Consider the following 25,736-nt stretch of genomic DNA (forward strand, 5'->3'; position numbering starts at 1 on the left):
CTTGAGCCGGTGCGACTCGAGGAAACATGCAGTGGTCGTTACTTTTGAGCTGATACGCCGCAGGGCGTGAAGAGACGCGGAGAGGGATATGTGCGGGATTGTTGGCATCGTCGGGAATCAGCCGGTATCGGAGCGGCTGGTCGAAGCATTGAAGCGCCTGGAGTATCGCGGCTATGATTCGGCCGGCGTCGCGACGATCGACGGGGAAAGCTGCAGCGCCGGCGGGCCGAGGGCAAGCTGGTCAACCTCGAGAGCAGGTTGAGAGAGGAGCCTCTGGCCGGCACCATCGGCATAGCCCACACGCGCTGGGCAACCCATGGAGCACCCACGGAACGCAACGCCCACCCGCATTTCACCGAAGGCGTCGCCGTGGTTCACAACGGCATCATCGAGAATTTCGCCGAGCTCAAGGACGAGCTTGCGGCAGCAGGCGCCGAATTCCAGACGGAGACGGACACCGAGGTCGTCGCGCATCTTCTGGCAAAGTTTCGCCGGGACGGCCTTGGGCGGCGCGAGGCGATGCATGCCATGCTGAAGCGCGTCAAGGGCGCCTACGCACTGGCCGTCCTTTTCGAAGACGATCGGTCGACCATCATGGCGGCGCGCAACGGACCGCCGCTGGCGATCGGCCACGGCAACGGCGAGATGTTCCTGGGTTCGGACGCGATCGCGCTTGCGCCCTTCACCAATGAAATCACCTATCTCATCGATGGTGACTGGGCCGTCATCGGCAAGACCGGCGTCCATATCTTCGATTTCGACGGCAATGTCGTCGAGCGTCCGCGCCAGATTTCGACGGCTGCTGCCTTTCTGGTGGACAAGGGCAACCATCGCCATTTCATGGAGAAGGAGATCTATGAGCAGCCGGAGGTCATCGCCCATGCTCTCGGGCACTATGTCAATTTCATAGAGAATCGTGTCGTTCCGATTTCCGACGCCATCGATTTCGGCAAGATCCCGAGCCTGGCGATCTCTGCCTGCGGCACCGCTTATCTCGCCGGCCTGATCGGCAAATACTGGTTCGAGCGCTATGCCCGCCTGCCAGTCGAAATCGACGTCGCATCCGAATTCCGCTACCGCGAGATACCGCTGTCGCCGCAGTCGGCGGCTCTTTTCATCTCGCAGTCGGGCGAGACCGCCGACACTCTGGCGTCCCTTAGATATTGCAAGGAGCACGGCCTCAAGATCGGCGCGGTCGTCAATGCCCGCGAGTTCGAGCATCGCGCGGGAATCCGACGCCGTCTTTCCGATCCTTGCGGGCCCTGAGATCGGCGTCGCCTCGACGAAGGCCTTCACCTGCCAGCTTGCGGTTCTGGCCGCACTCGCCGTCGGCGCGGGCAAGGCCCGCGGGACGATCAGCGACGAAGAGGAGCAGGCGCTCGTAAAGAGCCTTGCCGAAATGCCGCGCATCATGGGTCAGGTGCTGAACAGCATCCAGCCGAAGATCGAGAGTTTGTCGCGCGAACTGTCCAAATGCCACGACGTGCTCTATCTCGGCCGCGGCACCAGCTTCCCGCTGGCAATGGAAGGGGCGCTGAAGCTCAAGGAGATTTCGTATATCCACGCCGAAGGTTACGCCGCGGGCGAGCTGAAGCACGGACCGATCGCCTTGATCGACGAAAACATGCCCGTCATCGTCATCGCGCCGCATGACCGCTTCTACGACAAGACGGTATCGAACATGCAGGAGGTGGCCGCGCGCGGCGGCCGCATCATCCTGATAACCGATGAGAAAGGTGCGGCCGCGTCGAAGCTCGATACGATGCACACGATCGTGCTGCCGGAAGTCGACGAGATCATCGCGCCGATGATCTTCTCATTGCCGGTCCAGCTACTCGCCTACCATACGGCCGTCTTCATGGGGACCGACGTGGACCAGCCGCGCAACCTCGCCAAATCGGTGACGGTCGAATGATCATCCGACCGGAAACCGCGGGCGATGCCGAGACGATCCGGCAGATTACCGAGGCGGCTTTCGCCGGGCAGCCCTATAGCGACCAGACGGAGGCCCGGATCATCGACCGACTGCGCTCCGAGGACGCGATGACGCTTTCCCTCGTTGCCGAGGAAGAGGGCGAGGTGATCGGTCACATCGCATTTTCGCCTGTCACGATCACCCCGTTCGCGGTCGGCTGGTACGGGCTCGGCCCAGTGTCGGTGCGACCGGATCGGCAAGGACGCGGCACGGGGAGCGCACTTGTGCGGCGCGGGCTCGACATGCTGCGCAAAGCAGGGGCTTCAGGCTGCGTCCTCGCGGGCAATCCGGCCTTCTATGAGAGATTCGGGTTCCGCAACGAGCCTGCTCTTGTTTTTCCAGGTTGTGCGCCGCAATATTTCATGGCTTTACCCTTGTCGGGAGGGCTGGTTTCCGGCACCGTCACTTATCATCCCGCCTTCGGAGCGGACTGACGGATCGATGGCAACGGCATGACGGAAAGTTCCAAAAGCGGCATCATCGCGGCCCGGCTGCGCAACTACTTTCTCACCGGGCTTATCATCTGCGCGCCGCTGGCGATCACGGTGTGGCTGGTCCGCTCCTTTATCGAGTGGGCCGACGGATGGGTGAAACCGTATCTGCCGAGTTTTTATAACCCCGATAATTATCTGCCGATCGCGATCCCGGGTTTCGGGCTGCTCGTCGCCGTAGTAGTCATCACCCTGGTCGGTTTCCTGACCGCAAACCTCGTCGGACGTTCGATCATCAACTTCGGTGAGTCGCTCCTCAACCGGACGCCGCTCGTCCGCTCCATCTACAAGTCGCTGAAGCAGATCTTCCAGACCGTGCTGCAGGACCAGTCGTCCTCGTTCAAAAGGGCGGGGCTGATCGAATATCCAAGCCCCGGGCTGTGGTCGCTGGTCTTTATCGCCACCGATGTGAAGGGCGAGATCGCCGCCAGGTTCGACGAGCGCGGCATGGACATGGTGACGGTCTTCCTGCCTCCGACGCCGATCCCCACCGCCGGCTTCCTGCTCTTCGTGCCGCGCGACAAGATCATTCCTCTGCAGATGAGCGCCGAGGATGCTGCGAAGCTGCTGATCTCCGGAGGCCTCGTTGCGCCGGATTACAACCCGCTGGCCAATGCGCCCCCGCGTGCGATCAAACAGCAGGAGAGCGTATGAGGTTCCGGGAGTTGACGATCAGCCGGCCCGCAGGAACCGGATCGCCTCGTCGCGCCGGAAGAGATAGAGCAGCGTCCTGAGCGCCTGACCACGTTCCGACGTCAGTTCCGGATCCCTGTCTATGACATAGGCGGCATCCTTGCGCGCCATCTCCAGGAGGTCGGCATGCGACTCGAGGCTTGCGATGAGGAAACCCGGCGTGCCGGACTGCCGCGTGCCGAGAAGCTCGCCTTCGCCGCGCAGCTTCAGGTCCTCCTCGGCGATCAGGAAGCCGTCTTCGCTTTCACGCAGGACCGAAAGACGCGCGCGCCCCGCTTCGCTGAGCGGGCTCTTGTACAAAAGGATGCAGGTCGAGGCTTCGTCGCCGCGCCCTACGCGGCCGCGTAACTGGTGCAGTTGCGCAAGGCCGAAGCGTTCGGCGTGCTCAATGACCATGATAGTTGCATCCGGCACGTCCACGCCCACCTCGACGACCGTCGTGGCCACGAGCAAACGGATTTCACCGTTCTTGAAGGCGAGCATGACGGCGTCCTTGTCGGGCCCTGCCATGCGCCCGTGCACCAGGCCGACATCCTTGCCGAACCGTCGAGCAAGGCTCTGGTAGCGCTCATCGGCGGACATGGCGTCGGTCTCCTCGGACTCCTCGACGAGCGGGCAGATCCAATAGGCCTTCTTGCCCTGCCGGAGCGCTGCGTCGAGCCTTTCCACGATCTCCTCCGTACGTTCGTTCGGTATCGTGACGGTCTGGATCGGCTTGCGCCCTGCCGGCTTCTCGGTGAGCTTCGATACATCCATGTCGCCGAAGGCGGCGAGCACGAGTGTTCTCGGAATTGGGGTCGCGGTCATGACGAGCATGTGCGGAGAGATACCCTTGGCCGTCAGCCGCAGCCTCTGATGCACGCCGAAACGATGCTGCTCGTCGACCACGGCGAGGACGAGCTGGCGATAGATCACGGCGTCCTGGAAGAGTGCGTGCGTGCCGATGACCATCTGCGTCTCGCCGGAGGCAATGCGTTCCAGTATCGCGTCCCGTTCCTTGCCTTTCGTCCTGCCGGTGAGGATATCGATCGTGATGCCCGCCGGCGCGGCCATCCTCGAAAGCGTGGCGTGGTGCTGCCGCGCGAGAATTTCCGTCGGCGCCATCAGCACGGCCTGGCCGCCGGATTCCACCGCCGCCAGCATCGCCATCAAGGCCACGGCCGTCTTGCCGGAGCCGACGTCCCCCTGCAGCAGCCGCAGCATGCGGTCGGCTCCGGACATGTCGGCAAGGATCTCGTCGACGGCCGCCGACTGGCTGTTCGTCAAGGAGAAGGGCAGGGCGGCGATTACCGGACCGCTCAACCGGCCGGTCGGATGAATCGGTGTACCGGCGACTTTGCGCAATCGCTGGCGAACCAGCGAGAGCGAAAGCTGCCCTGCCAGGAACTCATCATAAGCGATCCGGCGGCGGGCGGGCGCCTGTGCGTCGACATCGGCTTCGTCCCGCGGTTCGTGCAGGCGCTGGAAGCTTTCTTTGGCGCTCTTGAAGCCCTGTTGGCGCAGAAGTGCCTCATCCAGCCATTCCGGCAGGTCCGGGACGCGTGCCACTGCCGCCTCGATCGACTTGCGAAGGGGCCGCGAGGTCAGGCCCGCCGTCAGCCCGTAGACAGGCTCGACGAGTGGCATGTTCGCCGATTCGGCCGCGCGGACCATGTAGTCCGGGTGGACCATGGAAGCCCGCCCGTTGAACCAGTCCACCTTGCCGCTGACGATCACCGTCTCATCGATGGGCAGGGCCTTTTCGAGCCAGTTCCCCCTGACGCGAAAGAAGGTGAGCGCCAGTTCACCGGTCTCGTCGTGGAGAAAGACGCGATAGGGCGCGTTCGATCTGCCGCCGGGAGCCGGTTGGTGCCGGTCGACACGTCCCGTAATGGTGACGATCGATCCATCCGGAGCATAGGCGATTCCGGGCTGGCGGCGACGATCGATCAGCGAATGAGGGATATGGAACACAAGATCGATCACGCGGCAGTCTTCGACAGACTCGCGCCCGAGAAGGCGCGCGTAAAGTTCGCCGGTCTTCGGGCCGATGCCGGGCAAGGTGTCGAGGGGCGAAAACAGCGGATCGAGCAGGGCAGGGCGCATAGCAATGAAATTGCGACGATAATTCCGCCTTTGGCAAGGCTGACAACCCGCTTTCCAGCGTTTATAGAGCCCATGATCTCGATCCGCCGGAGCGGCGGAGGCAGAAAGGACATCCCATGACCGGCATTTCGCGCACGAGCGCCGATCTCGACCCGCGTCGGCGCAGGATTCTTTTCCGTGCGTGGCACCGCGGCATCCGCGAGATGGACCTGATCCTCGGCCAATTCTCCGAGGCGGAGCTCGCCACCTTGTCCGAAGCGGAGCTCGACGAACTCGAAGCAATCATGGGGGAGGAGGACAACGACCTCGTCCGCTGGATCACCGGAGAAAAACCGCTGCCCGAGCGTTATGCGACCGAACTCTTCTTCCGGATCGCTGCCTATCGCCCGGATTTCGACCCGGTTCGCCACGAAACGAAGTAGACATGACGATGATACCTGGCCTCGACCCTAGGAAGATACTTGCGGCGACGCGGGAAATTACGATCGGCCCGGTTCCCACGGGCGCCGAGGCGCTCGTGCTCGCCGAACTTGCCCGGGCCGGGGCACCCGTCGCCTATATCCTCTCCGATGGCCAGAAGGTCGCCGACCTCGAACAGGTGCTCGGTTTCGTTGCTCCAGACATACCGGTCCTGACGCTGCCCGGTTGGGACTGTCTGCCTTACGACCGCGTCTCGCCGAGCGCCGACACCTCGGCGCGCCGGCTCGCCGCGCTGAGCGCGTTGATCGCCCACCGCAGGAAACCGCATCCGGCGATCGTGCTCGTCACCATCAATGCAGCGCTGCAGAGGATCTCACCGCAGGATGTGATCGAAAGTCTCGCCTTCACGGCACGGCCCGGCAACCAGATCCGCATGGACGACCTTGCCGCCCGGCTCGAGCGAAACGGCTTCGAGCGGGTCCCGACCGTGCGCGAGATGGGCGAATTCGCCGTACGGGGAGGCATCCTGGATGTCTATGTACCCGGCAGCGGCGAGCCTTTGCGCCTCGACTTCTTCGGCGACACGCTCGAGGCGATCCGGTCCTTCGACCCCGCAAGCCAGCGCACGATCGGGCAGGTCCGGTCCCTCGACCTCAATCCGATGAGCGAGGTGTCCCTGACGCCCGAGACGATCAGCCACTTCCGAAAGCAGTATCTTTCTCTCTTCGGGGCGGCGACGCGCGACGACGCGCTTTATCAGGCCGTGTCGGAGGGACGGCGCTATGCCGGCATGGAGCATTGGCTGCCGCTTTTCTACGATCGGCTCGAAACGGTCTTCGACTATCTCGACGGCTTTCGCATCGTCACCGACCACCTGGCGCGCGAGGCCGCGGCAGAGCGCTCGAAGCTCGTTCTCGACTATTACGACGCCCGCCTCGCTTCGGCGTCGCCGGGCAAGTCTCAGGTCACCCAGAGCACGCCCTACAAGCCCGTGCCGCCGGACATGCTCTATCTCACTGCGAAAGGCTTCGGCGATGCCCTGAATGATCGCAATGCGATCCGCCTTTCGCCCTTCACCGAACACGAGGGCGAAGCGCGCCAGGTCGTGAACATCGAAGCGCGTCAGGGCCTGCGTTGGGCCAAGCCGGCGGGCGAGGCCGATACCGATGGCACCCGCACCAACGTTTTCGATCAGGCCGTGAAGCATATCGCCGAGAAGCGTGCAAAAGGCGCCAAGGTCATCGTGTCCGGCTGGACCGAAGGCTCGCTGGACCGGCTGCTTCAGGTTCTGGCCGAGCATGGTCTCGCCAATATCCGTCCGGTCAAGGCGCTCGCGGATATCGGTTCGCTGAAGCCGGGCGAGGCCGCATCCGCGGTTCGAAGCCTCGAAGCGGGATTTGAGACGGGTGACCTCGTCGTCATCGGCGAGCAGGACATTCTCGGCGACCGTCTGGTTCGCCGCTCCAAGCGCCGCAAGCGAGGCGCGGATTTCATCGCGGAAGTGACCGGTCTCGACGAGGGCAGTTATGTCGTGCACGCCGAGCACGGCATCGGGCGCTTCGTCGGCCTCAGGACGATCGAGGCCGCCGGCGCGCCGCATGACTGCCTCGAGCTCGTTTATGCGGACGATGCCAAGCTTTTCCTCCCGGTGGAAAACATCGAGCTTCTGTCGCGCTATGGCTCGGAAGGAACCGATGCGGTCCTCGACAAGCTCGGCGGTGTCGCCTGGCAGGCGCGCAAGGCCAAGCTCAAAAGGCGGCTGCTCGATATGGCCGGCGGCCTCATCCGCATTGCTGCCGAAAGACATACGCGCCATGCGCCGGTCCTTGCGGCACAGGACGGGGTCTACGACGAATTCGCCGCCCGCTTCCCCTATGACGAGACCGAGGACCAATTGAACTCGATCGATGCCGTCCGCGACGATCTCGGCCGCGGCCGTCCCATGGACCGTCTCGTGTGCGGCGATGTCGGCTTCGGCAAGACGGAGGTGGCGCTGCGGGCCGCTTTCATCGCGGCGATGAACGGCGTGCAGGTCGCCGTGGTCGTGCCGACGACCCTGCTTGCGCGGCAGCACTTCAAGACCTTTTCCGATCGTTTCCGGGGCTTGCCGATCCGAATTCAGCAGGCCTCGCGGCTGGTCAGCGCGAAGGATCTGGCGCTCACGAAGAAAGAGGTCGCCGATGGCAAGACGGACATCGTGGTCGGCACGCACGCGCTGCTCGGCTCGTCGATCAAATTCGCCAATCTCGGCCTGCTCATCATCGATGAGGAGCAGCATTTCGGTGTCAAGCACAAGGAACGCCTGAAAGAGCTGAAGAGCGACGTGCACGTTCTCACGCTCTCGGCGACGCCCATTCCGCGGACGCTGCAGCTTGCCCTCACCGGAGTGCGCGAACTGTCGCTGATCACGACGCCGCCGGTCGACCGCATGGCGGTGCGCACCTTCATTTCGCCCTTCGATGCTTTGGTGATCCGTGAAACTTTGATGCGCGAGCACTACCGCGGCGGCCAGAGCTTCTATGTCTGTCCGCGGGTGAGCGATCTTCCGGAAATCCATGATTTCCTGAAATCCGACGTGCCGGAACTGAAAGTTGCCGTGGCACACGGGCAAATGCCGGCGACCGAGCTCGAAGACATCATGAACGCCTTCTACGAAGGGCGCTACGATGTGCTCCTCTCGACGACGATCGTTGAGTCTGGTCTCGACGTGCCGACCGCCAACACCCTGATCGTGCATCGTGCCGATATGTTCGGCCTTGCCCAGCTCTATCAGCTGCGCGGTCGGGTGGGGCGCTCCAAGGTCCGCGCCTTCGCGCTCTTCACGCTTCCCGTCAACAAGACGTTGACCGGGCCGGCGGAACGACGCCTGAAGGTCCTTCAATCGCTTGACACGCTCGGAGCCGGGTTCCAGCTCGCCAGCCACGACCTCGACATCCGCGGAGCGGGCAACCTGCTCGGCGAGGAACAGTCGGGTCACATCAAGGAGGTCGGCTTCGAGCTCTACCAGCAGATGCTCGAGGAGGCGGTTGCCGAACTCAAGGGCGAGGAGGAGATCCACGATACCGGCTGGTCGCCGCAGATATCGGTCGGAACCCCGGTGATGATCCCGGAAGAGTATGTGCCGGACCTCAATCTGCGGCTCGGCCTTTATCGGCGCCTGGGCGAGCTGACCGACCTCAAGGAGATCGACGGCTTCGGTGCGGAGCTGATCGACCGTTTCGGGCCGCTGCCGACGGAGGTACAGCACCTCCTGAAGATCGTCTACGTCAAGTCGCTCTGCCGCACGGCGAATGTCGAAAAGCTCGATGCCGGACCGAAGGGCGTCGTGGTCCAGTTCCGCAACAAGGAATTTCCCAATCCCGCGGCACTCGTGGGCTACATCGCGAAACAGGGAACAATCGCCAAGATCCGCCCGGACCAAAGCATCTTCTTCCAGCGCGACCTCGCAACACCGGAGAAACGCCTTTCCGGCGCCGCGATGGTGATGACGCAGCTTGCAGCGCTCGCGAGAGCCGGATGAGGAAAGGTGTGCGCGGTTGATCGCGACCACCAATTTCGTAAACCCGTTCCGGACGGCGACACCGTGCTGCGATCATTCGTCCGCGGCCGGCCAATTGTTGGACGGTTCTTCGATGACCTGTTCGCTGACGGAGTCGGCGGGATCCGGGTCTCGTTCGTAGGCGAGCCGAAGCTGTCCGATCTCGTCAAGAATGGCGGCGTAGACATCCTGTTGGCGCGCGCCGACAACGACGGCGGCGTCGACCAGTTTTTCCAGTTCGAGGCGCAGCTCGGCACGCCAATCTTTCATCGTCATCGACCTTCCTCCTCAGCTCCATCTGAAAGTTCGATCCAGGCCGGCGCGTGATCGCTTGTGTGCTCCCATCCCCGGACATGCTTGTCGACCCCCGCAGCCGAAAGCCTTTTGGCGACATCCGGGCTGAGCAGGAAGTGGTCGATGCGAAGGCCGGCATCCCTCACGAAGGCATTTCGGAAGTAGTCCCAAAAGGTGTAGACGCGCTCGCCGGGATGAAGCTGCCGGAGGGCATCCGTCCAGCCCTGTCCAAGCAGGCGATGATAAGCGTCTCTGACCTCGACGCGGAACAGCGCGTCGTTCACCCAACGCTCCGGTTTGTACACATCGAGCTCCGTCGGCATGACGTTGTAGTCGCCAGCGAGGATCACCGGCACGTCGAGTTCCAGCAGTTCTGCCGCGTAGGCCGTCAGCCTGTGGAACCATGCCAGCTTGTATTCGAACTTCGGTCCCGGGTAGGGATTCCCGTTGGGCAGATAAAGGCAGCCGATCACGATGCCATCGATGGCTGCCTCGATATAACGGCTGTGGGTATCGTCCGGATCACCAGGCAGGCCCTTGCGCGTCAGCATTGGCTCCCTGTCTCTGGCGAGGATCGCCACGCCGTTCCAACTCTTCTGGCCGTGCCAGATCGCCCCGTATCCGGCAGCCTCGATGGCTTTGACGGGGAACTTCGGGTCTGGTGCCTTCAGCTCTTGAAGGCAGACGACGTCGGGTGACGCCTCCTCCAGCCACCGCAGCAGGACTTCCAGACGGCCATTCACCCCGTTGACGTTATAGGTGGCGATCTTCACGGAGCTAGTTCTTGCGATCGCCCTTGTCGCCCTGGCCGGGCTTGGCATCGTGTTTTGCCTTCTGTTTCCTGTCCGAAGACAGGGAACGGCCGACATCCACCGATTGTTTGAACTTCCCGCTTTCGTCGCGCCGCACGTAGCGCTTGTCGGTCTCGGTATCGATGAGTTCGCGCTTCGACATCACTGCCTCCGTTCCTCGGCTTGCCCGACAGAACGCACGGAAAGCCGAAAAGTTACAAACCACCGGCCGCCGCGCCACCTAAGCTTTCCTGTAATCCGGCTGGTTTGGCGGCGCACCTCATGGGGTTGCAGCCCCAGCACGCAATGTCGGCCGCGTTTCATTTCACTCCGCCGGATGGTCCGGCGAGTGACTCGACGTGATGGACGTAATTCCGCCGCGTGTTCTGATCGACGAGGGCAGCGGGAGCGGCAACGACCAGTCCCGCGGCCGTTCCGACGGAATGGGCGGCCCCGGCGGTCGCCGCGACGATATGGTCCCCGAGCCCCAGGCGACTGTCGGTCAAGGTCTGGCCGCTGGACAGGCGGCTGCCGATCAGTCGTACGATTTCGGGCGACTCCGCGAACTTGGTGTGGTGCAGATTGTCGCCTGCCTTGATTTTGGTGAGGTCGACGACGGTAATCCCATTCGCCGCCAGCTCCTCCTTGTAGGGCGACTGCTCCGGATCGATCGCTCCCAGCCGGGAGACATTTCCCCATACGCGACGCGAAACGGCGAGCGCACGGTCGTCACGCGAGACGAAGAGGGTGAAGCGCGGCCGTTGCTTGCCCATGTCGGCGATCTGCGAACCGAAGACGTCGACATCGACGTCGGGCGCCGCCAGCATGACATTCCTGAACTTTGCCGGCAGCCCGTCATTGCGGATGGCCATCTGGCGCAAGGACTCCAGCGCCAGCCAATTTCCCATCGAATGTGCCAGGATCGAGACTTCCTTCACCTCGGGATCACGCGCGAGATATTGGAATAACCGTTCTACTGCGTTGCGAGTATAGTTGGTGCTTTCGCGATCATAGCCATAGGCCAGCAAACTCCCGCGTGACGGCCACGTCGCGAGCACCGGGACACTGCGCGCGCCCGAGTCATGGACGATCTGCGCGAAACGGAAAACCGCATCCTCGAAATGGTTGTTGAACCCGTGGATAAAGACAAGGACACTGCCGTCCGGGCTCTTGCGCACCTGGCTGTTCAACCATTTTTCGGCCGCACCGCGGTCGATTTCCTCGGCCTTCAGTGTTGCGAAATCCGTCTCGGGATTCGGTGGAAGCTTGCGCGGCCAGGCGACTTCGCCGGCCTTGCGGATTGTGTCGGACGGAATAGACACGGTGATGTCTGCGAATGTCGGGCTAAGCGCGCGCTCGCCGCTGAACATCTCGCCCGGTTTTTCCGCCCTGCCTCGGGTGGTGGTGACCAGCATCTCGACTTGAGTGGCCGACGGATTGGCCGCCACCGGCTCGAGCACCCCTGTCGGGCGGCCCGCACATGCGGAGAGCAGCATCAGGCACAAGACGCACGGCAAAGACGGCCATGATGGTACGCCGCCCCTGGCGTTCCGGGTAAGGTGCCGCGCCAAATCGATTACTCCTGTAAAACACCGTATTCACGCCGGCAGGAAGAGGAGCGGCGATCGAACATTTCGCCGCTCCCAGTTCTCAACGCCCAATACAGACATCAACTCACCTTCTTCACGGGCGGTATCGTCCAGGAACCATCGATAATGGAGGGATTGCCCTCGTCAGGCCAATACAGGCGCATCATGAGGATAAATTTTCCCTCGGGGGCCGGCAGCCAGTTTGATTCCATGTCCGATCCGGGGGATTCATGCTGAATCAGCAGGTCGATCGAGCCATCCGGATTGGCCTTTAGCGGTTGCCGAGCGCTGATCGAATAGCGATCGAGCGGATTGTCGACGAAGAAGTACTCCGCATCATACATGGTCAATGACCAGAAACCCGAAACCGGCGGCGTAAGCCCCTTCTTGAAAGTCAGGACGTATTTTTCGGATCCATCGTATGCCCGCTTGATCACGCCGCTGTCGGACTTCAGTGAGGTGGGGTAGATCGCATCCTGTGGCCGGTTTGCCCCAAGCCCGATCGCGGTGATCAAGGCACGCTGGAGATAATTTGTGCCGTAGATGCCTGTTTTCGTGGTGAAGCCCCAGCCGTCGATGTCCTGAACGTCGCCATCGCTGAATTTGAAGTGCATCATGATGCGCGCAAAACCCACCTCGGGGACGCGCTTTGCGAAGGCTGGATCGAATTTGGTCTTGTCGAAATCCCGGCCGGGAACGATGCCCAACTCAGCAAGCTTGGCCACCATGGGCGCATCTGCGTCGGTGGGCGGATTCCGTTTCAAGAGTTCGGCGAACAGCGTGAAGTATTCGACGGCGTCCATCTTGTTGACTTGCTCGCGAACGGCGGTCTTCATGTCGATGGCCGGATCGACCTTGCCCTTGGGCGCAGTCCAGTCCTTCCCCCAGGCGCTCAAGGGGTAGAGCTTCACTTCATCCTGAAGCTTGTGGACTTCGGCGTAGTCTTCTGGGGTTCCGGTGCAGTAGATGCGCCCGAGCAACCAGACGATGCTCGTCGGAGACTTGTATTGCTTGACCCCTTCCGGGAGCGCGCCTTCCCATCCGGGACCGGTAACCACGAAGGTCTGTGCCCCCGTGCCCGTGGTCCGCTTTCCGGGAACGTCGAACACGGTCGTCCAGCCGTCCAACATCGGAAACAGGGCATAGCGATCGTTCAGGTCGGGCAGGCTGACCACCCACGGTTCATCACCGACGTCGAAGAATGCGGTCGTATAGAGCGTATCGGCGTTGGGCGCCGTCACGTCCCGGAACTTGGCGTCCGGGTATCGGCGCAGCTTGATGATATGCCCCATCGGGCCTCGGGTTCCTTCGGTCTCGGCGACGTTGGTGATCACACGCCTGGTGATCTCCATGGTCACAAGAGGATAGGCATAGATGTAAGCCTCCACGGCCGATGCGAACTCGTCGAGACCCTCCGGCAAATTCGCGACCAGCCCATCGCGGGCGGTCGCCGGCGAACCTATGGAGCCCGCTGCCATCAGGCCGAGACCGGCCACCGTCAACTCACGGCGCGTAATATTCATTGTACCCTCCGAAAAATAGATTTGTGACGAAATGCTTCAAGCTCAGTCGATGCAGACCCCGGCGTAACGCCGCCATAAGGTTGGTAATAGACCCCGCCAAAACGCCGGAGGAATTCTGCTACGGACAACTTAATCGCGAAAGACTTCCAACGGAGTTGCATACTGCTATAGTGCGTGTATTTCGTCTTGCCTTTTCATGCCAAGTTTGGTCCCCGAATGTTGAATTCTGCACCCTCGATCAGGATCAGGGCTTTCCTGCCAATTGCGCCCTATCTGGCCCGGCGCGGTGTCTCGGCAATCGAATTCTGCGAACGCCTCGGCATCTCGCCGAACGTGTTCCAGAACGCAGACGGCTGGCTTCCCCGCGCCCAGTGCTTTCACATGGCCAACGAGCTGGCGAAGGTTGCGGCGGACCCGTTCGCGGGCGCGCATGTCGGCTTCATGACTGAACTCCGCGATCTCGGCGTGTGGGGACAATCGGTTCTCGCGGCGAGAGACGTGGCCGCCGCATGCGCGCTCGCGACCGTCAATGTGCCTACGATCCACCGCGGATCGGAGGTACGCTTCATGACGGAAGGCAAAACCGCTCGAATCGTCTTCCGCTTCGCGGACCGTTACGAGTTCGATCCCCGGCAGTTCATCTTCGGCAGCCTGGCGGTACTTCGCAAAGTGCCGCTTATGGCCGGCGAACCCTCCGCAATAAGGGTTCGGCTGACAGCTTCGAGGATGCTCGGAAACGGGGCGCTGGAGGAGTGCCTGGGGTCCAACATCGAAACGGGATGCGATCACGATATGATCGAGTTCGATCGGGAACTGCTCGACCTTCCTCTCAAAACCGCCGGAATTCGGCCTTCGAAGGCGACAGATGCCCTAGCTTCCGCGGTAGAGGCGGCGAAGATGCTCAGCGAAAGGCTGTCCGATGGTCATGCGCTTGGACTGGAGACCGTCGCGAGAACCCTTGGCATGTCGCCTCGGTCCCTTCAGCGGCGCCTCAAGTTTTGCGGGGTCGATTTCGAGGAGTTGCTTGATGACACGCGCCGCAGTGAGGCAATCCGGCTGATCTGCGAAGGTGTTCATAGCATGACCGACATCGCCTTGAGGGTGGGCTACAGTGATTCCGCGCACTTCACCCGCGCGTTCAAACGCTGGACGGGAGTAGCGCCATCCCGCTTCCGGAAATGATCGGAAATGACCGGCTGTAGCTATCCCCGCGGAAAAGAAGGTTCTCCCGATGCAGTGAAACGCCGCCGTTCCACGCGGAATTGCTCTCTACGCAAGCTCAGTGAGCCGGATGCTCGGCCTTCATCTGCGCAATCTCGCGCAAAGCGCTGGTCAGCACCTCGACCGACTGCGCCCCCATCACCGCATACTGCTGCTCGATGATGAAGCAGGGAACGCCGGTCACGCCGATTTCCCGGGCCATGCCGATTTCCTGCCTTACGGCGTCCTTATCGGCGTCTGAGGCGAGGAGAGCCGCGATAACCGGCCTTTCGAGGCCGGCCTGTTCGGCGATGTGGAGGAGGACGGCGTGGTCGCCGAGGTTGCGACCCTCTTCGAAATTCGCCTTGAACAGCAGGCTCACCACCTGGTCCTGCGCCGTTTCGCCGCCGGTCGCGGCCCAGCGGATCAGCCGGTGCGCATCGAGCGTATTCGGGCTGACCCTGACGGCATCGAAATCGAAGGCGATGCCGTCTTCCACACCGAGGCCTTCGAGCATCCGGTGCGCCTCGTCGACGGCGGCCTGACCGCCGAGCTTGGCCGCCAGGTGCTCTTTATGGTCGACGCCTTCCGGCGGCAGATCGGGATTGAGCTGGTAGGGACGCCACTGGATAGCGACGTTGATCTCGCCGGCGACATTGGCGATCGCCTGGTCCAGGCGATTCTTGCCGAGATAGCACCAGGGGCATACGACGTCCGAGACGATATCGATATTGACGGTTTCCATGGTGCCGGCCTTTCGCTTTACCAAAACTGCGACATAGGCCGGCTGGAAACATCTTTCAATGCATCAGCGAACGGGTGCCTGCCTACTGAACACGCTCGTCCCACCAACTCGGCAACTGATAACCGTAAAGCGGTACCGTCGTCGGCCGGCCGATATGCTTCCACCGGGCAATCCATTGCGCATCGAGATGGTAAAGCGGAACAAGATAGGAATTGTTGACGAGGAGCCGGTCGTGCGCACGAACGGCGGCGGTGAAATCCTCGGGGTTGCGCGCCTGCAGGATGTTGTTGATCAGTTTATCGACGTCCTTGTCGGCGACGCCGGCGAAGTTGTCGCTGCCTTGCCTGTCCCGAGTTTGCGAACTCCAGCGATTGATCTGTTCGAGACCGGGGAGAGCGACGAGGGGAAGGACTTGATGATGACGTCGTAATCGAAGGATTGGCTGCGCAACTGATATTGTGAATCGTCGACGGTGCGAACCCTCGCTGCGATGCCGAGCGGCGCGAGAAACCGCTGATAAGCAAGCGCAACCTTCTCCTGGCCGGCATTCTGGCTCATGATCTCGAAAGCGAGCGGCGTACCCTTGGCGTCGACCATCTTGCCGTCCTTGATGGAGTAGCCCGCTTCGCGAAGAAGCGTCACCGCTTCCCGGAGCACATTGCGATCGCGACCCGAGCCGTCCGTCACGGGGAGCCGGTAGGTGCCGTCGAGGATCGCCGGATTGATGCGCTCCCTCACGTCTCCCATGAGGTCCAGTTCACGATTGTCAGCCGCCACCCCGAGGAAGGAAAGCGACGAATTCTGCCAATAACTCTGCGTACGCGTATAGGCGCCGTCGAAGAGATTCTTGTTGACCCACTCGAAGTCGAAAACGAGAGCGAGCCCCTGCCTGAGCTTGATGTTGTCGAACATCGGCCTGCGCGTATTGAAGACGAAGCCGAGCATGCCGGACGGTGTCTTCGGCTTGAACGTTTCCTTGATCACGCCGCCGCTGCGAACGGCGGGAAAATCGTAGGCGCGGGCCCATTTCGTTGCGCTGCCTTCGGCGTAGATGTCCACCACACCCTTCTTGAAGGCTTCGAACAGGGTGTTCTCCTGCAGGAAATATTCGACGGAGATCTCATCGTAATTGTCGAGGCCCACCTTCGAGGGCAGATCCTTGGCCCAATAGTCGGGGTTGCGGCGATAGACGATCCGTTCGCCGGGCCTGACTTCCGCGACCCGGTAGGGACCGGAGCCGAGCGGTGGCTCCAGGCTCGTCCGATCGAACGTCTCGACGTCGATCGCATGCTTCGGCAGCACGGGCGAAAGTCCCAGCAACAGCGGAATCTCGCGATCGGCCTCTTCGGTGAAGGTGAAGCGCACGCTACGTTCCCCGACCTTCTCCATCTTCGCAACCTTGGAGAGGCGGTTGCTGAAGGGTGCGCGCCCTTTGTCGCGCAACAATTCGAAGGTGAAGATCACGTCTTCGGCGGTCACCGGCCGGCCGTCGGCCCAGCGCGCCTTGGGATTGAGGTTGAACTGGATGAAGGTGCGGTCATCGTCCCATTCGACGGTTTCGGCGAGCAGGCCGTACATCGTGAATGGCTCGTCCTGCGAGCGCTGCATGAGCGATTCGTAGACCAGGTTGCCAAAGCCCGGGTCCCACATGCCGCGCGCGGTCGTGCGCATGCTCTTCAAAATGAAGGGATTGAGGCTGTCGAACGTGCCGACGACCCCGTAGGCGACCTTCCCGCCCTTCTTCACCTGCGGGTTGACGTAAGGGAAGTGCTTGAAATCGGCAGGCAAGGCGGGTTCGCCATGCATGGCGATCGCATGCACGGGCGCGGCCAGAGCGCCATTGGCAAACATGCTGGCTGCCAGGAGCATCACCAGGCCGGAAACAACTGCGCGCAACTTCACCTCCCGTGGGATTCAACAGGCCGATTCCGCGCAAGGTATCAATGCGGGAGCGCATTTCCAACCGGCGCCGGGTCGGGAAAAGAACAAAGCAGGCTCCTGCCACATCCCTCGCCGGTTCGAAAGGGCCGCTCAAAGCAAATGATTGCACAAAATCGCAACAAACACTGGATAAACCGCACGAGCCAATGTAACAGGTGTTTCCGGAATCGGGGCCATTCAAATGCCTCATTTGGCCAACAGGACAACGGCGGCTGACGATACTCACTCTGCGGAACTCTGTTCCGTGACCGGATTTCAGGAGACGGAATCACAATGATCTTCAAGTCGAACTTCACCACACGCGCGGGATTGGCAGCGCTGGCGCTTTCTTTCGCAGCAGCCGGTGCGCCGAACGTCGCATCCGCGCAGCAGGCGGGAGGCAAGCCGCCGCAGGGTTGGTTCAAGGTCTGCACCAAGCAGGAAGACAACGATGTCTGCATCGTGCAGAACCTGCTCACCGCCAATAACGGCCAGCTGGTGACGGCCGTCGGCCTCATTACCGTCTCCGGCAAGGTCAATCGCAAGGTCATGCAGGTTTCCGTACCATCCGCGCGCATGATCCCGCCCGGCGTTCAAATGCAGATCGACGGCGGCAAGGGCGTCAAGCTCGACTACGCGATCTGCATGCCGGACAAGTGCGTTGCCGAAGCGCCGCTCTCCGACGCGCTTATCGCGCAGCTGAAGAAGGGCAACGAGGTCGTCTTCACCTCCGTCAACTTCCAGCGCGCTCCGAACCCCATCAAGATGACGCTCGAAGGCTTCACCGGCGTATTCGACGGCGAACCGATCGAGCAGTCCCAGCTTGAAGAGCGTCAGCGCCTGCTGCAGGAAGAGATGCAGAAGAAGGCGGAAGACGCCCGCAAGAAGCTCGAAGAGGCGCAGAAGGCTGCCAAACAGCAGTAATCGTCAGCTTCTCTGAACAGGTAAAACGCCCGGCTCGGTTCACACCGAGCCGGGCGTTTTCGTACCTGCTTCCGCCGGCGAAGTTGCGGCCACTCTGCGCGTTTTCAGCCCGGCGCCGAGCGGATGCGGCAGCTACCCGCACGCACCTTTTGCTCATTCCGCTCTAATGCTGATAGGTGGCCTTCGGCTTGTAGTGTCCGGCGTCGGCCTTTTCGAACAGAGCGTCCACCTGGGGGTGTCGGATCGGCCTGTCGCTGTCATCGGAAACGAGGTTCTGTTCCGAAACATAGGCGACGTATTCGCTTTCGTCGTTCTCCGCAAACAGGTGATAGAAGGGCTGGTCCTTTTCGGGCCGGATCTCCTGCGGAATCGCATTCCACCATTCTTCGGTGTTCGCATATTCCGGGTCGACGTCGAAGACGACGCCGCGGAACGGGAACATCCGATGGCGAACCACCTGTCCGATCTCAAACTTGGCGTTTCTTTGTTTCATGACGCAACACATCCTTTCAGACAGTTATCTGGGTTGTCGCATATGGAACATCAAGAGGCCCGCGCCCCGGGCGCGAGGCTTCCATCGGCGTCGAACTGAAAAGGCGGGCTTCGGATGAAACCCGCCTTCCTCGTTTCATCTTGCATGGACAGAACCTGTGAGGGCCGTCCGCTCCGCCATCAGACGGAATAGTACATGTCGAACTCGACCGGATGCGGCGTCATTTCGAAGCGCATGACCTCCTGCATCTTCAGTTCGATGAAGGAGTCGATCTGGTCGTCGTCGAAAACGCCGCCGGCGGTCAGGAACTTGCGGTCCTTGTCGAGGCTTTCGAGCGCTTCGCGCAAGCTGCCGCAGACGGTCGGGATCTTCTTCAGTTCCTTCGGCGGCAGGTCGTAGAGGTCCTTGTCCATGGCCTTGCCGGGGTGAAGCTTGTTCTTGATGCCGTCGAGACCGGCCATCAACATCGCGGCAAAGGCGAGGTCAGGGGTTCGCCGTCGGATCGGGGAAGCGGACTTCGACGCGCTTCGCCTTCGGGTTGGTGCCGAAGGGGATGCGGCAGGAGGCCGAGCGGTTGCGGGCCGAATAGGCAAGCAGAACCGGTGCTTCATAACCCGGGACGAGGCGCTTGTAGGAGTTCGTCGACGGGTTGGTGAAGGCGTTCAGGGCCTTGGCATGCTTGATGATACCACCGATGAAGTAGAGGCAGGATTCGGAAAGCCCGGCATATTCGTCGCCGGCGAAGGTAGGCTTGCCGTCCTTCCAGATCGACAGATGCACGTGCATGCCCGAGCCGTTGTCGCCGAAGATCGGCTTCGGCATGAAGGTCGCGGTCTTGCCATAGGCATTGGCGACCTGGTGCACGACATATTTGTAGATCTGCATCTTGTCGGCGTTGCGCACGAGGGCATCGAACTTGACGCCGAGCTCGTGCTGCGCCGCTGCCACTTCGTGGTGATGCTTTTCCACCGTCACGCCCATTTCGGACAGCACGGTCAGCATTTCGGAGCGCATGTCCTGGCTGCTGTCGACCGGCGGAACCGGGAAATAGCCGCCCTTGACGCGGGGGCGGTGACCGAGGTTGCCGGTCTCGTAGTCCGTGTCGTCGTTGGAGGGAAGTTCGGAGCTGTCGAGCTTGAACCCGGTGTTGTACGGATCGGCCTTGTACTTGACGTCGTCGAAGACGAAGAATTCCGCTTCCGGACCTACGAAGACGGTGTCGCCGATGCCGGAGGCCTTGAGGTAGGCTTCTGCCTTCTTGGCCGTGCCGCGCGGATCGCGGTTATAGGCTTCGCCCGAAACCGGATCGAGAATGTCGCAGAAGATGACCATGGTAGACTGGGCGAAGAACGGGTCGATATGCGCCGTTTCCGGATCGGGCATGAGCACCATGTCGGATTCGTTGATAGCTTTCCAGCCGCCGATCGAGGAACCGTCGAACATGACGCCGTCGGCGAACATGTCTTCGTCGACGCAGACGACATCCATCGTCACGTGCTGCAGCTTGCCTTTGGGGTCGGTAAAGCGCAGGTCTACGAATTTGACGTCGTTTTCCTTGATCTGCTTCAGAACTTCATTCGCAGTCGTCATTTGTTGCAATTCCCTGTGTGATGACGAGGATTGGAAAAACGGGGCCGGACGGCCCCCGGATCGGTGAGATCGCCGGACGCGATCAGATGGCGTCGAGACCGGTTTCGCCGGTGCGGATGCGGATCACTTCTTCCACATTGGATACGAAAATCTTGCCGTCGCCGATGCGGCCGGTTTGCGCGGCATTGCGAATGGCTTCGATCACGGCCTCCGCATTTTCATCCGCCAGCACCACTTCGACCTTCACCTTCGGCAGGAAGTCGACGACGTATTCTGCGCCGCGGTAGAGCTCCGTATGTCCCTTCTGCCGCCCGAAGCCCTTGGCTTCCGTGACGGTGATCCCCTGCAGGCCGACCTCCTGAAGGGCTTCCTTCACTTCGTCGAGCTTGAAAGGCTTAATGATCGCTTCGATCTTTTTCATGAGAAAATGTCTCTCCGCTTCTCCCTTTAAAGCAGGTTCTGCCCGCTTGGCCTCACACTATGCACGTAGCGTGCCACTTTTGTAGCGGAATGACGCGCAGATTGCGAAATTTCCAGTGGTAACGCGATGGGTGCCGATGGGGCAGTGGCTTCTGCAACGGCATTCTGCCTATTTTTTATGAGGTTTTGAGTGTTCGACACCGGTGCGCGACGGATGATCGCTGCGTTTCGTGGTCGAAGCATGTTATTTGAGCACTTATAGTGTGCAATTGCATATTTTTTAGTCACGTCACTTTCCGTCAACGCTGCTCTTGTCTTGCGCTTTCGGTCGGGCTTAGATCGTTTCCATGCTTCACGCGCTTTCGCATATCCTCGTGACCCCGGCGGAAATGACAGAGGTCGACAAGGATGCCGCGCGCTCGGGGATCGACAGCTTCTCGCTCATGCGTTCGGCGGGAACGGCCGTATCGGCCGCCGCCTTGCGGCTTTACCCGGAAGCACTGCGCTTTGTCGTGCTTTGCGGCCCCGGAAATAACGGCGGCGATGGCTATGTCGCCGCAGCGGCGCTCGCCGAAACCGGCGCAAGCGTCGCCGTCTTCGCGCTCGGGGACGCGGCAATTCTGAAGGGCGACGCCGCGCAGGCGCGCGATGCCTGTGCGCTGGTGCCCGGCCCCCTCGACGCCTACGAACCGCAATCGGGTGACGTCGTCATCGACGCACTTTTCGGGGCGGGGCTTGCGCGCGACGTGCCGGAGGAGGCGGGAACGATCATCGAGCAAGTGAATGCGAGCGGAGTACCGATCCTCGCCGTGGACCTGCCATCCGGCATCGACGGGCGTACGGGCGAAATCCGGGGCTTGAGCTTCGTTGCGGCTCACACGGTGACGTTCATGGCGGCCAAGCCCGGCCATCTGCTGATGCCGGGCCGCGCCCGCTGCGGCACACTTGAAATCTTCGATATCGGCATTCCTGCAAGGCTCGTTGCGGACAGAGCCGGCGATCTCACCGTCAACACGCCCGCGCTATGGGAGCGACACCTCGGCGCGCTGGATCCCGCGACCCACAAATACAAACGCGGCCATCTCGCCGTGCTTTGCGGCGGACCGGTTTCGACCGGGGCCGCGCGGCTATCGGCCGCCGCGGGCCTGCGCGCCGGTGCGGGGCTGGTGACGCTTGCCTCTCCGACGGAAGCGCTTGCCGTCAACGCGTCGCACCTCACCGCCATCATGCTCAAGGAAATCAGCAACACTGCCGGCCTTGCCGCCTGGCTCAAGGACAGACGCCTGAATGCCTTCGTTCTCGGACCCGGCTTCGGGATCGGTAAAAAGGCGCGGAATTTCGTGCTCATGCTCTGCGGCCGCGCGCTGGTGCTCGATGCCGACGGGATAAGTTCGTTTCGAGAGGGCAGGGAGCAGCTTTTCGACAGGATCGCGGCAGAGGGCGGCCAGGTGGTGATGACGCCGCACGAAGGGGAGTTCGCCCGGCTCTTCCCGGATATCGCCGAGGATGCGGCGCTGTCCAAGATCGAGAAGGCGCAGGCAGCAGCAAGGCTCAGCCATGCCGTGATCGTCTATAAGGGTGCGGATACGGTCGTTGCCGCGCCGTCCGGCCGGGCCGCTGTCAATGTCAACGCGCCGCCCTGGCTCGCGACAGCAGGTTCGGGCGACGTGCTTGCGGGGATCATCGGCGCCCATCTGGCACAGGGAATGCCTGCCTTCGAGGCGGCAGCAGCCGCAGTCTGGCGCCATGGCGAGGCGGGCGTCGGGGCCGGCCGCGCGGCAACGGCCGAAAGCCTTGTCGAGAGCATAGCGCCGCTTGGAGAGAATGCTTAGAACGCCGAGCGTTCTGCACACTTCCAGGAAAGCGTGTAACGTTTCCGTCCGGAATCGCCCACTTTCAAAGTGCTAAAGTGTTTCACTACGCTAATGAACGGTGAAACGATCTGCGCTAGCCGCGGGTGCCCTTGGCGATCGGTTCCTGGTAGGTGAAACCGAGGTCCCAGGGGAAGTAGATCCAGGTATCCTGGCTGACCTCGGTCACGAAAGTATCGACGAGGGGGCGACCTTTCGGCTTTGCGTAGACCGCGGCGAAATGCGCCTTCGGCAGCATCGCACGAACCTCGGCGGCAGTCTTGCCGGTATCGGTCAGATCGTCGACGATGAGAACGCCTTCGCCCCCATCCTTGGCGATCTCAGGTGAGATGCTCTTGAGCACCTTCATCTGACCCTGCGTGTCGTAGTCGTGATAGGAGGCGATACAGACCGTTTCGATCATCCGGATGTTGAGTTCCCGGCTGACGATAGCCGCCGGAACAAGGCCGCCGCGCGTGATGCAGACCATCGCGCGCCATTCCTGTCCGTTGTCGGCCAACCGCCAGGCCAGGGCGCGGGCGTCACGGTGGAACTGATCCCAGGATACAGGAAAGGCTTTCTCGGGAAGAGACATGGCGGACTCCGGCTCTTTTGCGCTGTCGGCGATAAGCGTTGCTGCAGTTCGACGGCCACGCCGCCGACACTTGTTCATGCCTGATGCAATAGCGGCAATGAAGCCGAAAGTGCAAGAGCCAGTGCGGGCGCGAGCACCGCGATCTGCAATGATTTCGCGGCCGCGGAGTTCAGGGCTGGTTTTTCTCGCGCGAGCTGCCGATCGCCTCGATCATCGCGATCACCCCGGCTTCGGCGGCGCCAAGGACCGCGGCATCGCGGGCCCGGATCACGATATCCGTCGAGAAGCTCTTGCCGTCGAATTTCGGATAGGAGCCGATGCTCGTTTCGGGATGGTTCTTCTGCACCTCGGTCAGCGGCGCTCCGATGTCGCCCTCGCCATAGGGGGAGCGAACCGTACGGGACAGGACGGGCGTGCCGGCCTCGAGGCTCGGTAACAGCGCGTCGAGCATCGCCTGGAAGACCTGGGGCACGCCGGCCATGACATAGACGTTCTCGATGGCGAAGCCGGGCGCGGTCGATACCGGATTGGGAATGTGGGTCGCGCCATCAGGCATGCGGGCCATCCGCTTGCGCGCTTCGGTGAACTCCATGCCGCGGCGCTCGTACATCGCGCCAAGCAGCTCCATTGCCTTCGGCTCGTGAATGCACTCGACTCCGAAGGCCTTCGAAATCGCATCGGCAGTGATGTCGTCATGGGTCGGACCGATGCCGCCGGACGTAAACACGTGGCGGTAGCGGCTGCGCAATGCATTGACCGCCTCCACAATCGCGTCCTGGTCATCGGCGACGATGCGCACCTCGCGCAGATCGATTCCGACCATCGTCAGCATATCGGCAAGGTGGCCGATGTTCTTGTCCTTGGTCCGGCCGGAGAGAAGCTCGTCGCCAATGGCGAGCATGGCGGCGGTGACGATCGTGGGGCTGGTCATTGGCGCTCCGGGCGTATTCGGATCGCGAACGCGATCTCGTCGGTGTTGAAAAAAGCTGAACAGTCTGTCGACCATCCCTGCACTGGCAGTGGTATGTGTTTTGATAAATCCTGCCGGCCGCGGCGATCAAGCGGAATTGCCGGACAACAAGGAGTATCGTTTTGGCTAGAGTACTGGTTCTTTACTATTCGGCCTATGGGCATATCGAGACGATGGCCTATGCGGTCGCGGAAGGTGCAAGATCGGCCGGCGCCGAAGTGGTCGTCAAGCGTGTTCCGGAACTCGTGCCGGAGGACGTGGCGAAGGCTTCGCATTTCAAGCTCGACCAGCCGGCACCGGTCGCGACCGTCGAGGAACTGGCGGATTACGATGCGATCATCTTCGGCGCGGGCACCCGCTACGGGACTGTCGCTTCGCAATTGCGCAACTTTATCGACCAGACCGGCGGCCTGTGGGCAAAAGGCAAGCTCGTCGGGAAGGTAGGCTCCGCGTTCACCTCGTCGGCGACCCAGCACGGCGGCCAGGAATCGACGATTCTCGGCCTCATCCCCACGATGATGCATCACGGCATGGTGGTCGTCGGACTTCCCTATGCCTTCCAGGGCCAGATGGGCGTTGAGGAAGTCAAGGGCGGATCGCCCTATGGCGCCTCGACGATTACCGGCGGCGACGGTTCGCGGCAGCCGTCCGCGGTCGAACTCGAAGCGGCTCGCTTCCAGGGTGCGCATGTCGCGCGGATTGCCGCAAAGCTTGCGGACTGACGATCTTCAACGTTCGTGCGCGGCTCCCGATCGAGCCGCGCGCTTTTTTAGCGGGCGATTCGCATCACAACTCGCCCATCGGCGGGGTCGCCGAACATCGGCCGAGAAGCATTCGCAAATGTGGCCCAATGGGGCAATTTTGTGTTAACATCGCAGCATTCGGCATCAGAAATGCCCGACGGCGACGTGCGCTTTTTAGGTAGCCACGGTCGCTACAGCACTTGAATGGCTGCGGCGCTTCTCAAACCGGCTCCGATTCAGGGAAGCATGCGGCAACAAGGAGGAGCATAAGGGGCCCGCGCGGCGCGGCCCGTCGAGGGCAGGGACTGTCCTTGAACATCCATGGGAGTGAAGGATGGTGCAGATCACATATTTCATCGTTCCACACGATGGAGGCTGGGCCTACAAGGCAGCCGATGCATATTCAGAGCCCTTTCCCAGTCGCGAGATGGCGCTAGCGGCCGCCAAAGCTGCAGCAGCCGAACAGCAGGTCGGTGGCGACGACGAGGAGATCAGCTTCCAGGATGAGAAGGGAAACTGGCATTTCGAGCATGCCGACGGCGGCGATCGACCGGAAGCGACCGTAGAGGATGGCTGACGATGTTGCGTTGGAGGGCAATTGACGCGGGGCAGTTGTCCTTGGCTATGTGACCGGCACGGCCGGCGACTGAAATGGAGAATTTCCATGCATTACAATGTTCAGATCTTTACCTGGACTGCACGCCTGGGCGTTCACCAGGTCGGATCGGTCATCGAAATAGACGCGCCGAACCCCAAGGCGGCGGCGATTTCGCTGTTGGGATTGCGGCTCGAGGAGACTGGCGAGTCGTCAAAGCTGGCGGTCAGGGTGTGGAAGGGAGAGGACGCCACGAGAGCCGACTGCGACTGTTTCTACTATCACTGAGCCG

Annotated in this window: 21 protein-coding genes and 3 pseudogenes; 11 read left to right on the top strand and 13 right to left on the bottom strand. The window is 61.8% G+C overall.

All coding sequences use genetic code 11. From position 1 onward, the window contains the following. Nucleotides 1–88: 88 nt before the first annotated feature. From glmS to N0Q91_RS09315, 3 genes and pseudogenes are all read left to right on the top strand, one after another. Nucleotides 89–1,915: pseudogene (gene glmS / locus N0Q91_RS09305) on the top strand (glutamine--fructose-6-phosphate transaminase (isomerizing)). Further along, complete coding sequence (locus N0Q91_RS09310; RefSeq protein ID WP_100673227.1) at nucleotides 1,912–2,409, top strand: GNAT family N-acetyltransferase; 498 nt, start codon at nucleotides 1,912–1,914, stop codon at nucleotides 2,407–2,409. The pseudogene glmS and the gene N0Q91_RS09310 overlap by 4 nt, the downstream one beginning before the upstream one ends. An 18-nt stretch (nucleotides 2,410–2,427) precedes the next feature. Beyond that, a complete protein-coding gene (locus tag N0Q91_RS09315; protein ID WP_003537698.1) occupies nucleotides 2,428–3,120 on the top strand; it encodes a DUF502 domain-containing protein in 693 nt (230 codons plus the stop codon). A gap of 18 nt (nucleotides 3,121–3,138) precedes the next feature. Here N0Q91_RS09315 and recG read toward each other — a convergent pair whose 3' ends face one another. Next, nucleotides 3,139–5,244 (bottom strand): ATP-dependent DNA helicase RecG, encoded by a 2,106-nt coding sequence (gene recG, locus N0Q91_RS09320; protein ID WP_275597927.1) that lies wholly within the window; start codon nucleotides 5,242–5,244, stop codon nucleotides 3,139–3,141. 116 nt (nucleotides 5,245–5,360) lie between these two features. On the opposite strand from recG, the gene N0Q91_RS09325 reads away from it, so the two are divergent. Together N0Q91_RS09325 and mfd are read left to right on the top strand one after the other, a co-directional pair. After that, complete coding sequence (locus N0Q91_RS09325; protein ID WP_275597928.1) at nucleotides 5,361–5,666, top strand: FAD assembly factor SdhE; 306 nt, start codon at nucleotides 5,361–5,363, stop codon at nucleotides 5,664–5,666. A gap of 2 nt (nucleotides 5,667–5,668) precedes the next feature. After that, on the top strand, nucleotides 5,669–9,184 hold the full coding sequence (mfd, locus tag N0Q91_RS09330) for a transcription-repair coupling factor (RefSeq protein ID WP_275597929.1): 3,516 nt from the start codon (nucleotides 5,669–5,671) through the stop codon (nucleotides 9,182–9,184). A 72-nt stretch (nucleotides 9,185–9,256) separates the two neighbouring features. Here the strand turns inward: mfd and N0Q91_RS09335 are convergent, their stop codons facing one another. From N0Q91_RS09335 to N0Q91_RS09355, 5 genes are all read right to left on the bottom strand, one after another. Further along, nucleotides 9,257–9,478, bottom strand: coding sequence for a hypothetical protein (locus tag N0Q91_RS09335; RefSeq protein ID WP_275597930.1), 222 nt, complete (start codon nucleotides 9,476–9,478; stop codon nucleotides 9,257–9,259). Beyond that, on the bottom strand, nucleotides 9,475–10,269 hold the full coding sequence (gene xth, locus N0Q91_RS09340; RefSeq protein ID WP_275597931.1) for an exodeoxyribonuclease III: 795 nt from the start codon (nucleotides 10,267–10,269) through the stop codon (nucleotides 9,475–9,477). The genes N0Q91_RS09335 and xth overlap by 4 nt, the downstream gene beginning before the upstream one ends. A gap of 4 nt (nucleotides 10,270–10,273) precedes the next feature. Then, nucleotides 10,274–10,450 (bottom strand): hypothetical protein, encoded by a 177-nt coding sequence (locus N0Q91_RS09345; RefSeq protein ID WP_275597932.1) that lies wholly within the window; start codon nucleotides 10,448–10,450, stop codon nucleotides 10,274–10,276. 157 nt (nucleotides 10,451–10,607) lie between these two features. Beyond that, the gene (locus N0Q91_RS09350; protein WP_275597933.1) at nucleotides 10,608–11,858 is read right to left on the bottom strand and encodes an alpha/beta hydrolase; all 1,251 of its coding nucleotides are present in this window, start codon (nucleotides 11,856–11,858) and stop codon (nucleotides 10,608–10,610) included. 98 nt (nucleotides 11,859–11,956) lie between these two features. Continuing rightward, nucleotides 11,957–13,399 carry a DUF1254 domain-containing protein gene (locus N0Q91_RS09355; protein WP_275597934.1) on the bottom strand — a complete coding sequence of 481 codons (1,443 nt, stop codon included), beginning with the start codon at nucleotides 13,397–13,399 and terminating at the stop codon, nucleotides 11,957–11,959. 261 nt (nucleotides 13,400–13,660) lie between these two features. Between N0Q91_RS09355 and N0Q91_RS09360 the strand changes: the two genes are divergently transcribed. Continuing rightward, a complete protein-coding gene (locus N0Q91_RS09360; protein WP_275598112.1) occupies nucleotides 13,661–14,581 on the top strand; it encodes an AraC family transcriptional regulator in 921 nt (306 codons plus the stop codon). A 97-nt stretch (nucleotides 14,582–14,678) separates the two neighbouring features. On the opposite strand, the gene N0Q91_RS09365 is transcribed toward N0Q91_RS09360, so the two are convergent. Both N0Q91_RS09365 and N0Q91_RS09370 read right to left on the bottom strand, forming a co-directional pair. Further along, the gene (locus N0Q91_RS09365; protein ID WP_275597935.1) at nucleotides 14,679–15,344 is read right to left on the bottom strand and encodes a DsbA family oxidoreductase; all 666 of its coding nucleotides are present in this window, start codon (nucleotides 15,342–15,344) and stop codon (nucleotides 14,679–14,681) included. An 82-nt stretch (nucleotides 15,345–15,426) separates the two neighbouring features. Beyond that, nucleotides 15,427–17,213, bottom strand: a pseudogene (locus N0Q91_RS09370) (extracellular solute-binding protein). A 345-nt stretch (nucleotides 17,214–17,558) separates the two neighbouring features. Here N0Q91_RS09370 and N0Q91_RS09375 point away from each other — a divergent pair. Beyond that, entirely contained in the window at nucleotides 17,559–18,188 is a 630-nt protein-coding gene (locus N0Q91_RS09375) for an invasion associated locus B family protein (RefSeq protein WP_100674227.1), read from the top strand. A 163-nt stretch (nucleotides 18,189–18,351) separates the two neighbouring features. On the opposite strand, the gene hspQ is transcribed toward N0Q91_RS09375, so the two are convergent. The 3 genes and pseudogenes from hspQ to N0Q91_RS09390 form a co-directional block, all read right to left on the bottom strand. Next, a complete protein-coding gene (gene hspQ, locus N0Q91_RS09380; RefSeq protein WP_003528052.1) occupies nucleotides 18,352–18,681 on the bottom strand; it encodes a heat shock protein HspQ in 330 nt (109 codons plus the stop codon). Nucleotides 18,682–18,860: 179 nt separating this feature from the next. Beyond that, nucleotides 18,861–20,271 (bottom strand): annotated as a pseudogene (gene glnA, locus N0Q91_RS09385) (type I glutamate--ammonia ligase). Between the two features lie 82 nt (nucleotides 20,272–20,353). Next, nucleotides 20,354–20,692: a P-II family nitrogen regulator gene (locus tag N0Q91_RS09390; RefSeq protein WP_003528058.1), complete on the bottom strand. Its 339-nt coding sequence runs from the start codon at nucleotides 20,690–20,692 to the stop codon at nucleotides 20,354–20,356. Nucleotides 20,693–21,038: 346 nt separating this feature from the next. Between N0Q91_RS09390 and N0Q91_RS09395 the strand changes: the two genes are divergently transcribed. Next, nucleotides 21,039–22,523, top strand: coding sequence for an NAD(P)H-hydrate dehydratase (locus N0Q91_RS09395; RefSeq protein WP_275597936.1), 1,485 nt, complete (start codon nucleotides 21,039–21,041; stop codon nucleotides 22,521–22,523). Nucleotides 22,524–22,638: 115 nt separating this feature from the next. On the opposite strand, the gene gpt is transcribed toward N0Q91_RS09395, so the two are convergent. Further along, complete coding sequence (gene gpt, locus N0Q91_RS09400) at nucleotides 22,639–23,136, bottom strand: xanthine phosphoribosyltransferase (protein WP_015007526.1); 498 nt, start codon at nucleotides 23,134–23,136, stop codon at nucleotides 22,639–22,641. Between the two features lie 169 nt (nucleotides 23,137–23,305). After that, on the bottom strand, nucleotides 23,306–24,067 hold the full coding sequence (locus tag N0Q91_RS09405; RefSeq protein WP_018094962.1) for a competence/damage-inducible protein A: 762 nt from the start codon (nucleotides 24,065–24,067) through the stop codon (nucleotides 23,306–23,308). A 161-nt stretch (nucleotides 24,068–24,228) separates the two neighbouring features. On the opposite strand from N0Q91_RS09405, the gene wrbA reads away from it, so the two are divergent. The 3 genes from wrbA to N0Q91_RS09420 all read left to right on the top strand — a co-directional run bounded on the left by wrbA (nucleotide 24,229) and on the right by N0Q91_RS09420 (nucleotide 25,732). Continuing rightward, nucleotides 24,229–24,828: an NAD(P)H:quinone oxidoreductase type IV gene (gene wrbA, locus N0Q91_RS09410; protein ID WP_275597937.1), complete on the top strand. Its 600-nt coding sequence runs from the start codon at nucleotides 24,229–24,231 to the stop codon at nucleotides 24,826–24,828. A 355-nt stretch (nucleotides 24,829–25,183) separates the two neighbouring features. Continuing rightward, on the top strand, nucleotides 25,184–25,426 hold the full coding sequence (locus tag N0Q91_RS09415; RefSeq protein WP_003528075.1) for a DUF2188 domain-containing protein: 243 nt from the start codon (nucleotides 25,184–25,186) through the stop codon (nucleotides 25,424–25,426). 87 nt (nucleotides 25,427–25,513) lie between these two features. Beyond that, nucleotides 25,514–25,732: a hypothetical protein gene (locus N0Q91_RS09420; RefSeq protein WP_018094960.1), complete on the top strand. Its 219-nt coding sequence runs from the start codon at nucleotides 25,514–25,516 to the stop codon at nucleotides 25,730–25,732. Nucleotides 25,733–25,736 lie beyond the last annotated feature (4 nt).

It is taken from the genome of Sinorhizobium prairiense (assembly GCF_029201645.2).
Classification (GTDB): Bacteria; Pseudomonadota; Alphaproteobacteria; order Rhizobiales; family Rhizobiaceae; genus Sinorhizobium; species Sinorhizobium meliloti_A.

Excerpts from the sequence above, each read along its gene's own strand:
- N0Q91_RS09310 (WP_100673227.1), top strand. The coding sequence starts at position 1,912 with ATGATCATCCGACCGGAAACCGCGGGCGATGCCGAGACGATCCGGCAG.
- N0Q91_RS09315 (WP_003537698.1), top strand. The coding sequence starts at position 2,428 with ATGACGGAAAGTTCCAAAAGCGGCATCATCGCGGCCCGGCTGCGCAAC.
- recG (WP_275597927.1), bottom strand. The coding sequence starts at position 5,244 with ATGCGCCCTGCCCTGCTCGATCCGCTGTTTTCGCCCCTCGACACCTTG.
- N0Q91_RS09325 (WP_275597928.1), top strand. The coding sequence starts at position 5,361 with ATGACCGGCATTTCGCGCACGAGCGCCGATCTCGACCCGCGTCGGCGC.
- mfd (WP_275597929.1), top strand. The coding sequence starts at position 5,669 with ATGACGATGATACCTGGCCTCGACCCTAGGAAGATACTTGCGGCGACG.
- N0Q91_RS09335 (WP_275597930.1), bottom strand. The coding sequence starts at position 9,478 with ATGACGATGAAAGATTGGCGTGCCGAGCTGCGCCTCGAACTGGAAAAA.
- N0Q91_RS09345 (WP_275597932.1), bottom strand. The coding sequence starts at position 10,450 with ATGTCGAAGCGCGAACTCATCGATACCGAGACCGACAAGCGCTACGTG.
- N0Q91_RS09355 (WP_275597934.1), bottom strand. The coding sequence starts at position 13,399 with ATGAATATTACGCGCCGTGAGTTGACGGTGGCCGGTCTCGGCCTGATG.
- N0Q91_RS09365 (WP_275597935.1), bottom strand. The coding sequence starts at position 15,344 with ATGGAAACCGTCAATATCGATATCGTCTCGGACGTCGTATGCCCCTGG.
- N0Q91_RS09375 (WP_100674227.1), top strand. The coding sequence starts at position 17,559 with ATGATCTTCAAGTCGAACTTCACCACACGCGCGGGATTGGCAGCGCTG.
- hspQ (WP_003528052.1), bottom strand. The coding sequence starts at position 18,681 with ATGAAACAAAGAAACGCCAAGTTTGAGATCGGACAGGTGGTTCGCCAT.
- N0Q91_RS09390 (WP_003528058.1), bottom strand. The coding sequence starts at position 20,692 with ATGAAAAAGATCGAAGCGATCATTAAGCCTTTCAAGCTCGACGAAGTG.
- N0Q91_RS09395 (WP_275597936.1), top strand. The coding sequence starts at position 21,039 with ATGCTTCACGCGCTTTCGCATATCCTCGTGACCCCGGCGGAAATGACA.
- gpt (WP_015007526.1), bottom strand. The coding sequence starts at position 23,136 with ATGTCTCTTCCCGAGAAAGCCTTTCCTGTATCCTGGGATCAGTTCCAC.
- N0Q91_RS09405 (WP_018094962.1), bottom strand. The coding sequence starts at position 24,067 with ATGACCAGCCCCACGATCGTCACCGCCGCCATGCTCGCCATTGGCGAC.
- N0Q91_RS09415 (WP_003528075.1), top strand. The coding sequence starts at position 25,184 with ATGGTGCAGATCACATATTTCATCGTTCCACACGATGGAGGCTGGGCC.
- N0Q91_RS09420 (WP_018094960.1), top strand. The coding sequence starts at position 25,514 with ATGCATTACAATGTTCAGATCTTTACCTGGACTGCACGCCTGGGCGTT.